The organism is Streptomyces sp. RP5T, assembly GCF_003933965.1.
Taxonomy (GTDB): domain Bacteria; phylum Actinomycetota; class Actinomycetes; order Streptomycetales; family Streptomycetaceae; genus Streptomyces.
The window spans coordinates 1-8,711 of sequence record NZ_RSAJ01000354.1; the positions used below are offsets into that span (position 1 = coordinate 1).

The following is an 8,711-nucleotide window of genomic DNA, read 5'->3' on the forward strand; positions in this document are numbered from 1 at the left end:
ACTATCGGTGCACGGCCGGCCAAGTTGGATGAGGTCCCGCCCGTCCGCCACGGAGGGGAACAGGCAGACGGGGCCGCACAAGGGGCTGCGCTAGCGGCGTGCGCGCACGATCATTGTGCCGATGTGCCCGGCCTTCGGCGCGTCGAGCGTCTCGGCTTGGGTGGAGGAGAATCCGGCGCGCGTCAGCAGCCGCTGCCATACGGCCGGCTTGTAGCTGTAGCGGTAGGTGAACATCGCCTTGCCCGCGAAGCCGCCCTTGTACATGCCTTGCGGGCCGTAGGCGCCGGGGATGGCCGGCGGCTGGGAGAAGGCGAACACTCCGCCCGGGTTTAGGCGGTCGTGCACCAGCGGGAACAGGCGGGAGGGGTCGGTGAACCAGGCTGCCCCGAAGATGGAGTACACGGCGTCGTAGCGGTCGCGGCATCCGGCCAGCCACTCCAGGACCTCGCCGTGGTGGAAGACGGCCCCGGTGTCGCCCCACCGTTCGCTCGTCTTCTTCACCATGACCGGGGAGAGGTCGACTCCGTGGGCCTCAACGCCCTGCCCGGCAAGGAACGCGACGGCGCGGCCGGTGCCACAGCCGATCTCCAGCACGCGGCGTGGACTGCCCAGCAGTTCGGGGCCGGGGCCGTGACCGGCGTACTGGGTCCAGCAGAACGTCGGCTCGGCGTCCGGCTTGAAGGCGGACTCGGCGAACGTGTCCCACAGTTCGGTCTCGGCTGCGATGTCGTGCGGTACGGGCACAGTGATTCCTCTGGGTGTGGTGGCGCATCGCCCCCGCCCTCACGGGAGGACGGGGGCGACTGTAGCGGGTCAGTGGCTGTCGGGGACCTTGTTGTCGCACGGCGAGCAGTCCGCGCCGTCGATCGCCCACAGCTCCTCATCGATCGCGAACCCGATCGACGTCAGGAACTCTGCGGTCCGCAGGCACAAACCGTCGCCGCGGCGCTCGATGAACGGTGCGTGGTGCTTGTAGCCGCCGCCGTTGTAGAGCCGGCAGATCCCCCACCAGACGGGGGTGTCGAGGATGAGCTGATGCACGCCGATGTCCACGAGCTTGCCGACACCCAGATGTACCTCAGGATGCTCGATGCAGCCGATCGTGTACATGACGGCGTTGCCGAGAACCCGCTCGGCCATGTCCCGGACCATGGTGTGGTCGCGGAGCAGCAGGGCGACCTCGCGATCCCACAAGCTCATGCCGGAATCGAAGACGTTCACGGTCAGCTCGGTGATGTGCGGGGCCACCGCGTTGAGCAGTTCCTTCGGGTCCCGCGTCCGCGTGGTGGGGGGCTGTTCCAGAGTGACGGTCATGACCTTCCCTCTCGTCGGGGTTGTCGGTGCCGTTCGGGTGGTGCACCCCGCGCCGGGTCTGCTCTGCTCCCGGCGCGGGAGTCGAGGGCCCGTCACGGGCCGCCGTATGGACGCGGTCGGCGCCCCGTGACGGGCGTTGGTACCGACGAGGCCGGAGGCGAGGGGAAGCACCCGGCCCCGCCGGTGTCTTGGGAGGCTCCGGCTCGTCACCACTGGGGAGTGAAAGCGGGAGATCCGAAGCCTCCGTCCAGAAGACGCCGGTCCCGGTGCGTCCGGGAATCATCGGGCCGGGCAGGGAGCAGCCGGGCACCGAAAGTCGGTTCATGCGGTGACCGCCAACTCGGTGAGGACTTCGTCCACGTCGAGTACTTGGAATGACGCCAGGCGCCGTGCGAGCTGCGAGGCGAGCGTTCGTGGAACCCGCGGATCGTTGAACTTCACGGGTTCGTCGGGCTCCTCAACGGCGACAACGGATCCGCCCGGCCCGGGGCCGTACACCGTGCCGATGACCCCGTACAGGGGCGCGCTCCGGGCGACGCAGACCATCGGGCTGCCTTCCAGGTGCGGGCACAGCTTCAGCGCCGTACGGACATGCCGAGCGCACACAGGCGGCTGCCACGTCGAGATGACCGGCGATGTCAGGTCGTGGTCCTTCGGTCCGGCAAGGAAGATCAGCCCGAGCGGTGTCCGCGCCGGGCGGGTGCAGATCTCGCAGCAGTTCGCGAGCATCGTCGCCATCTGCCGGTACGGGTGCACGAACTTCCACAGCGGCTCGCCGGTGGGTATGCCGCCGTCACCCATGCTGAAGGCGGAGCGGGCCCACAGCATCTCGGCCACCGACCGGTCCCGGGCATCCTCGTCGCCGTAGAACAACCGCAGTTGACCAGTGCCCCGTTGGGGCAGGAGATAGAGGTTCGCGGGCGCAGCCTCTTCACCCTTGCGTGCGGTGATGAACGGGATCACCGCTCGTTCGTTGGCGCGGCTCACCACGGGGCCGGGCAACTGGATCACGCGTACTCCCTCAGGCATCGGACGGCGCCGAGCCGTTCGAGTAACTCGTTCACCGACCACGCCATCCGCCGCAGGTGCCCGACAGCCCGCCAGTAGTCGCCCGGCAGTTCGTCACTGCGTATGTCGCGAGCCCGTTCGATCAACTCAGCGGCCTGTTCGTCCTCGTCCGTCTTGTTGGCGACCGCGACAGCGACGAGCCGCATCAGATGGCCGCGCAGCCGCTCAGCTAATTCCTCGACGTCGTCCTCAGCCGGCACCACGTCGTCTATGACCGCGCCGACGTCATCGAGGAGGGCATCGCCGTCCAAGGCGCTCCAGCGCCGCATGGCCGCTAACACGCCGCTCACGACGTCCTCGTCGAGCGGGGCCATCCACCGGGGCACGGGACGTGTCCATCGCGAGATCGCGACCGCCGCGTTCACCGCTGTACTCCCGTCGCCACGGGCAGCTCGCACCAGGTGCAGGCGCCGGCGTCGTACGTACCCCACGTGCCGCGGCGTTCCTTGACCAAGGCGTCGAGCAGCCACAGTCCGCGCCCGGACTCGTCCGACGGCTCGGGCCGCTTCGGCTCAGCCACGCCGGGCATACCGTCGCGGACCTCAATACGCAGATCGTTGGCCAGCACGACGAGCGAGAGGGAGATCTCCCCACTGCCACTGTGCACAAGCGCGTTCGTCAGCAGCTCCGAGACCATCACCAGCACGTCGTCGGTCATCGCTTCGAGGCCGCACTGTTCGAGCCGGGCGGCAACGAGACGGCGCATGTCCCGTACCCGCTGGGCGTCCTCGTCGCGAGGCAGGCGCTCGCCATCACAGGGCACGACCGCGAACGATGCGGTCATGGCGTCGCGGCGGTGGAGGCCCGGGCGGCGCAGGTCTACGGCAATCGTCGTCATCACGTCCTCTTATGGGAACGCGGAGCCGACAACGAAAGGTGTGCAGGACTCGGCCTGCGGGTGCTACGGAAGAGGTGGAGCAGGGGGGCATCCGATGCGGCGCGTCGACGGGTGCGCCGCCGCTCCGCGAAGCGGTTGTTCGTCATGGTCGGCTCCATGTCGAAAGTCCAGTTACGACATGGTGGCCGCACGACGAGGCCCCAACTATCAAGGATTGTTGATAGTTGGGGCCAAGGGCTGACCTACGTTATGCGCTAGGCGTGCGCCGCCGCGCCCAGCCAAGAGCCGTACGACAGGAACGACTCGGGCAGCCGCCGGTAAGCGGCTTCAAGACCGGCGTACGTCTCCCGCACGGTCGGGTGGTACTTCGCCTGCTGCGGCGCCGTCTTCCGGGCGATCAGCAGGCTCTTGAACGACTCGTCGATCTTCCCCGTCCACATCTGCGCGCGAGCGACTTCGGCGTAGTGGTGGCTCGTCCGCGACTTGGGCCAGTCGTCGGGGATACGAAGGTCCGACGTCACCTCAACTGCCTTGCTGTACTCATCGAGTTCGGCGAGCACCGACACACGATGCACCTTCACGTTGGTCGGGCCGAAGGCGAGCCAGTGCACCTGCACCGATTCGCCGGTCGTGCCGGCGATCCGCTCAGCCTCGCCGAGGTGAGTGAGCGCCTCGTCCTTGTTGTGCGCCCGCCCGGCCATAACGGCCGCCCCCAGGTGGATCTGCCCCGTGACGACCTCGCGCTCGCGACTCTCGTCGGCCTGCTGGAGCGCCGACAATCCGAGGGACACGAGGCGCTCCCCTGTGCGGTACTTGCCCTCACGCAGGTACGTCAGCGCCCGCAGGTAGTGGAACATGCCGCCAAGGACAGCGTCCGAGCCGCGCTGCGCGGCCCAGTCCATCCGGGCGAGTGACAGCTGAGCCAGATCCGCAAAGCCGAGCTTGGCCGCGACGTCGTAGGCAGTGCGGTAGAACGAGGCAAGCGTCAACCATCCTTCGGTGCTGCCACTCAAGTGCGCCGCCGTCGTGGCCTCTTCGATCAGGCCAGCGACACGGCTCGCCGCCTGCTTGATCTCCCCAGCGCGCACTGCCGCGCACAGGGCTTCGGCGTCGCCGTGCAGAGCGGCGAGACTGCGGGGCTGGATGTCCGGGTCGGCGCCGAGATCGTAAACGTCGAGCGCCTCGCGAACTGGGCTTATCAGCACGTCGAGTTCGTCGGCGCGCAGCTGGGTCGCGTAGGGCTGGCCGACGACAGTCGCCACCTCGACACGAACCGCTCGGGCGAACGCGGCGATCACGTGGGGCGTGGCCGGAATGACACCTTGCTCCGTCTTCGTGTACGTGCTGTACGGAATCCCGGAGAGGTCCGAGACAGCCCTTTGCGTGAGATGGCGTTCACGGCGAAGGCGACGCATTCGCACGCCGGTGTGGTCTTCGGGCAGAGCGTGCATACTGGCTCCTGTTCTGCTTCGACACCAGAACAGTACCCGCGGTCAGCTTCGTGGGTCACGAACGAGCCCCGCCCCCTTGGGGAGCGGGGCTCTTCGCTCTCCTCCCGCAGGATCCTCCAGCTCTTCAAACGGGAGTGTAAATCTAACGGCCCTGTCTCACATTCGGTGGTGACGGAGCGTGCTGTTATCCGAGGAGGATGCGGTGCCGGAGCAGGGTGAAGCCTGCTCGTCCGTGCATCTGGCGCGCGATCTGTTTGGTCTTGGTGTTGCCCCCTCAGTGGGGCCGTTGCTGTACGAAAGCGTGAGCCCGGCGATCACGGCGTCGATGTCCCGGTCCAGGCCCCGGAAGAAGGCGTGTAGGTGGGGCAGGTCGGCTGTTCGGACTTGGGCGATGCAGTGCGTGAGCGCATCGGTGTTGTCGGTGTGTGGCGTAAGGAGCGGGGCGAAGTCTCTGATACCTGAGGCCAGTTGGGTCATCTCGGGGCAGGCGGCGGTGAGCTTGGCCAGGAGGTCGTGCTGCTCGGGCTTGAGGAGGGCAAGGGGTTTGTCGTCGCCTGCGTCGAGGGCGAGCTGCCGGGTGGCCCGGGCGGCGGGCCGAAGCGCGCCGGCCCGCAAGGCGATGCTGCGGACCCTGGCGCGCTGAAGCGCGAGGGAGTCGTACACCGCATAGGCGGTCCGGGCCAGGAGGAGGGTGTGCTGGGGGGCTTCGGGCAGGGTTCGGCTGCGGCGGGTGACGCTGCCGTCGGCGTAGCGGATCGTGCAGGTCACGCCGGTGGCGATCTGGCGGGAGGCGCGGAGGCGGGCGCCGAGGTCGTCGGCTAGGGAGAGGAGGGTGCGCCGGCGGGCGGTCGGGTCGAGTTCGTCCCGGGCAAAGCGGTGTTCCGTACTGAGGCTCGCTGGGGCTCCGGTGCCGGACGCGGTGGGGTCGACGACCTGGGTGTCGTGACCGTGGGCGTGTTCGTCAAGAGCGCGGCTGGCGCGGGCACCAAGGAGGCGCTGCAGGGTGGACTGCGGAGGGGCCGTCAACCTGGACAGGGCGGGGCTCTTCCCCCCTCGTCTTCACCGGCGGCAACAGCCCGGCAATCAGCAGCGTGTTTCCTCGCGGTGAGGCGGTGCACTTCAGCGAACACGCTCGCGCGATCGGCGTTCCGGCCCACGCGATCCTGCTGGAACCGAAGGCCGCCAACACCGGGCAGAACATCGCCTACGCGCGCGACGTCATCACCGCAGCCGGTGTCCGGCCACGCTCCGTGCTGCTGGTCACCATGCCGTACGTGGAGCGACGGGCCTGTGTCACGTGCCGCAAGCAGTGGCCCGAGGTCGAAGTGGTGTGCGCCTCTGACCCGTTGTCGTTCGACGCCTACCTCAAAGCCATGGGCGAGAGGAGACAGTGATCGGCATGATGTTCGGCGGCCTGCAGCGGGTGATCGAGTACCCGGACCTCGGCTTCGCCATCTCGCAGTGCGTCCTGGAGGACGTGCACGCAGCGTACGAATCCCTCATCCGCGACGGCTTCACCGACTACCTCATCGCCTCCTGACCTGCCGGCCCCAGTGGGCCCGCCTGCCAGAGGTCTCCCCCTGGCAGGCGGTGCCGCTCATGCTGCCGCTTCTCGTGTGAGCGTCCAGGGTGTGCGGGCGGCGATGGCCCGTTGCCAGGGACGGATGCTCTTGGGTGGCATGCCGACGGACAGGACCCCGGTGAGGTGGTCGCCGGTGCGGTAGACGGCGGTGAACTTCCGTTCTTCGACGCTGCCTTCGGTGATGTGCACCTCGTCGTGGCCGCGCAGGTAGCCGCAGGCGCGGATCTTCATGTCGTACTGGTCGGACCAGAAGTACGGCACGGGGGCGAACGGCCGCTGCGCGCCTAGGAGGTTGCGGGCGGCGGCCATGCCCTGCTCGGCTGCATTGGTACGGTGTTCGATGCGCATCGAGGTGCCGAAGAGGGAGTTGTGCCAGCGGGCCACGTCGCCCGCGCCGTACACCCCGCCGGCGGCGGAACAGTACATGTCGCAGTTCAGCCCGTCACCGACGGGCAGGCCGCTGCCGGTCAGCCATTCGGTGTTGGGGCGGGAGCCGATGGCCACGAGCACGGTGTCGGCCTCGACCAGGCTGCCGTCGTCCAGCCGTACGCCGCCGGTGACGACCTCGCTGACGGTGGTCGCGGTGCGCAGGTCCACGCCGTGGTCGAGGTGGGCCTGGGAGAAGATGCGGCCGATGTCCTCGCCGACCGCGTGGGCCAGCAGGACCGGGGCGGGTTCCAGGAGGATCACCCGGGTGCCCATGGAGGCCGCGACCGCGGCGGCCTCGGCGCCCAGGAATCCGGCGCCGACCACGGCCAGCGTGCGGCCAGGGCCGAGACGGTTCCTGAGGGCGAGGGCGTCGTCGAGGGTGCGCAGGGTGTGGGCAGGGATACCGGGCAGCTGCCGGGGTCGGACTCCGGTCGCCACGATCAGCCCGTCGTATGGCACCACGGAGCCGTCGGAGAGCAGGACGGTGCGGGCGGCGGCGTCCAGGCCGTTCGCCTCGCTTCCGTAGCGGGCGTCCAGGCCGAGGGCGTTGAGGTCGGTCTCGGTGCGCAGGGGCAGCTGGTCGGGGCTCCAGGCTCCGGAGAGGATCTCCTTGGACAGGGGCGGCCGGTCGTAGGGGGCGGCGGATTCGTCGCCGATGAGGGTGATGGTGCCGGTGTGGCCCTCTCGGCGCAGGGTCTCGGCGGCGGCGAGGCCGGCCGCGGAGGCGCCGACGATGACGACGCGGTCGGGTGCGCCGGCGGTCGTGGGTGCGCTCATGACATGGCCAGGCGGATGGCGGCGGCGGGGCACACGGTGGCGGACTCGCGGACGGCGTCGTGCAGTTCGGCGGGCGGGGCGTCGTCGAGGAGGACGACTATGCCGTCCTCTTCCCGCTGGTCGAAGACGTCGGGGGCGAGCTCCACGCACTGGCCCGAGGCAACGCACTTGGGGACGTCGACTTCTACACGCATGACGGTTCTTCCCTCTTGATTGTTTCTGTGTGTGGGGTGGAAGTTCAGGCAGGCCGGATCACCAGGTGACGGGCAGTTCGTCGACGCCGTAGACGCTGGCGTACTGCTTGAAGGTGATCTCCTCCAGCGGCAGGGCGAGCTTCAGGCCGGGAAGCCGGCGGAAGAGTTCGGGCAGGACGATCTGCAGTTCGGCGCGGGCCAGCGGCTGGCCGATGCACTGGTGGATGCCGTAGCCGAAGGCCAGGTGTTTGCGGGCGTCCCCGCGGGCCAGGTCGAGGTCGTCGGGGTCGGTGAAGAACTCCGGGTCGCGGTTGGCGACGTTGACAGAGACGATCACGCCCTCGCCGGCGCGGATGGTGACGCCGCCGACGGTGACGTCCTCCAGGGCGGTGCGGCGCAGCCCGACGTGCACGACCGCGAGGTAGCGCAGGAGCTCGTCCACCGCCTGGGCGACCTGGTCCGGTCCGCCGAACAGACGCGGGATCTGGTCAGGATGCTGCAGCAGGGTGACGGTGCTCAGCGCGATCATGTTCGCGGTCGTCTCGTGCCCGGCGATCAGCAGCATGGCGCCGATGTCGGCGGCGTCCTGATCGGTGATGACACCCTCGTCCACCTGCGCGGCGAGCCGTGTGACCACGTCGTCGCCGGGGGCCGCGCGCTTGGTGTAGACGAGTCCCAGCAGGAACTCGGAGAGATTCGCGAATGCCTGCTGGAACTCCTGGGCCGTGGCCCTTCGGTCGGCGAGCTGCTTCGTCTGCCCTTGGAAGAACGCGTGATCCTCGTAGGGCACGCCCAGCAGTTCACAGATGACCACGGACGGCAGCGGCAGCGAGAAGTGCTCCACCAGGTCGACGGGGCCCTCGCGCCGGGTGAAGTCGTCGAGGAGTTCCCCGGTCAGGCGTGCGACGGCCGGGCGCAGCGCGTCCACACGTTTGACCATGAACTCACGGGTCACGGTGCGCCGCATCACAGCGTGGACCGGGTCGTCGTGGTTGACGAAGAACCCTGGCGAAAGCTGCTGCTGGCCCGCCCTGTCGGTGGGGGCGCCGGGGTGGGTC

At 68.9% G+C, this 8,711-nt stretch carries 11 protein-coding genes and 2 pseudogenes; 2 read left to right on the forward strand and 11 right to left on the reverse strand.

The window, feature by feature from the left end:
* Positions 1-90: 90 nt before the first annotated feature.
* The 8 genes and pseudogenes from EHS43_RS29365 to EHS43_RS29400 all read right to left on the reverse strand — a co-directional run.
* Positions 91-744, reverse strand: a complete 654-nt coding sequence (locus EHS43_RS29365) for a class I SAM-dependent methyltransferase (protein WP_125193748.1) — start codon at positions 742-744, stop codon at positions 91-93.
* 69 nt (positions 745-813) lie between these two features.
* Positions 814-1,314, reverse strand: a complete 501-nt coding sequence (locus EHS43_RS29370; RefSeq protein WP_125193749.1) for a hypothetical protein — start codon at positions 1,312-1,314, stop codon at positions 814-816.
* Positions 1,315-1,635: 321 nt separating this feature from the next.
* Entirely contained in the window at positions 1,636-2,325 is a 690-nt protein-coding gene (locus tag EHS43_RS29375; protein ID WP_125193750.1) for a hypothetical protein, read from the reverse strand.
* Positions 2,322-2,696, reverse strand: a complete 375-nt coding sequence (locus EHS43_RS29380) for a DUF6415 family natural product biosynthesis protein (protein ID WP_125193751.1) — start codon at positions 2,694-2,696, stop codon at positions 2,322-2,324. Before EHS43_RS29380 ends, EHS43_RS29375 begins: the two co-directional genes overlap by 4 nt.
* A 47-nt stretch (positions 2,697-2,743) precedes the next feature.
* Entirely contained in the window at positions 2,744-3,220 is a 477-nt protein-coding gene (locus EHS43_RS29385) for an ATP-binding protein (protein WP_125193752.1), read from the reverse strand.
* Between the two features lie 254 nt (positions 3,221-3,474).
* On the reverse strand, positions 3,475-4,671 hold the full coding sequence (locus tag EHS43_RS29390) for a helix-turn-helix domain-containing protein (RefSeq protein WP_125193753.1): 1,197 nt from the start codon (positions 4,669-4,671) through the stop codon (positions 3,475-3,477).
* Between the two features lie 184 nt (positions 4,672-4,855).
* Positions 4,856-5,184, reverse strand: a pseudogene (locus tag EHS43_RS29395) (transposase); the annotation flags it as partial.
* 60 nt (positions 5,185-5,244) lie between these two features.
* Positions 5,245-5,697, reverse strand: a pseudogene (locus EHS43_RS29400) (hypothetical protein); the annotation flags it as partial.
* Between the two features lie 65 nt (positions 5,698-5,762).
* Between EHS43_RS29400 and EHS43_RS48840 the strand changes: the two are divergent.
* Entirely contained in the window at positions 5,763-6,065 is a 303-nt protein-coding gene (locus EHS43_RS48840) for a YdcF family protein (RefSeq protein WP_312023447.1), read from the forward strand.
* Positions 6,062-6,211, forward strand: a complete 150-nt coding sequence (locus EHS43_RS48845; RefSeq protein ID WP_185806464.1) for a hypothetical protein — start codon at positions 6,062-6,064, stop codon at positions 6,209-6,211. Before EHS43_RS48840 ends, EHS43_RS48845 begins: the two co-directional genes overlap by 4 nt.
* A gap of 57 nt (positions 6,212-6,268) precedes the next feature.
* Here EHS43_RS48845 and EHS43_RS29410 read toward each other — a convergent pair whose 3' ends face one another.
* From EHS43_RS29410 to EHS43_RS29420, 3 genes are all read right to left on the reverse strand, one after another.
* Positions 6,269-7,459, reverse strand: coding sequence for an NAD(P)/FAD-dependent oxidoreductase (locus tag EHS43_RS29410; RefSeq protein WP_125193754.1), 1,191 nt, complete (start codon positions 7,457-7,459; stop codon positions 6,269-6,271).
* Positions 7,456-7,653 (reverse strand): ferredoxin, encoded by a 198-nt coding sequence (locus tag EHS43_RS29415; RefSeq protein ID WP_125193755.1) that lies wholly within the window; start codon positions 7,651-7,653, stop codon positions 7,456-7,458. The genes EHS43_RS29410 and EHS43_RS29415 overlap by 4 nt, the downstream gene beginning before the upstream one ends.
* Before the next feature lie 58 nt (positions 7,654-7,711).
* The coding region (locus EHS43_RS29420) for a cytochrome P450 (RefSeq protein WP_148104114.1) at positions 7,712-8,711 on the reverse strand (1,000 nt) is incomplete at its 5' end.

Excerpts from the sequence above, each read along its gene's own strand:
- EHS43_RS29380 (WP_125193751.1), bottom strand. The coding sequence starts at position 2,696 with ATGGCCCCGCTCGACGAGGACGTCGTGAGCGGCGTGTTAGCGGCCATG.
- EHS43_RS29410 (WP_125193754.1), bottom strand. The coding sequence starts at position 7,459 with ATGAGCGCACCCACGACCGCCGGCGCACCCGACCGCGTCGTCATCGTC.
- EHS43_RS29415 (WP_125193755.1), bottom strand. The coding sequence starts at position 7,653 with ATGCGTGTAGAAGTCGACGTCCCCAAGTGCGTTGCCTCGGGCCAGTGC.
- EHS43_RS29390 (WP_125193753.1), bottom strand. The coding sequence starts at position 4,671 with ATGCACGCTCTGCCCGAAGACCACACCGGCGTGCGAATGCGTCGCCTT.
- EHS43_RS29370 (WP_125193749.1), bottom strand. The coding sequence starts at position 1,314 with ATGACCGTCACTCTGGAACAGCCCCCCACCACGCGGACGCGGGACCCG.
- EHS43_RS29385 (WP_125193752.1), bottom strand. The coding sequence starts at position 3,220 with ATGACGACGATTGCCGTAGACCTGCGCCGCCCGGGCCTCCACCGCCGC.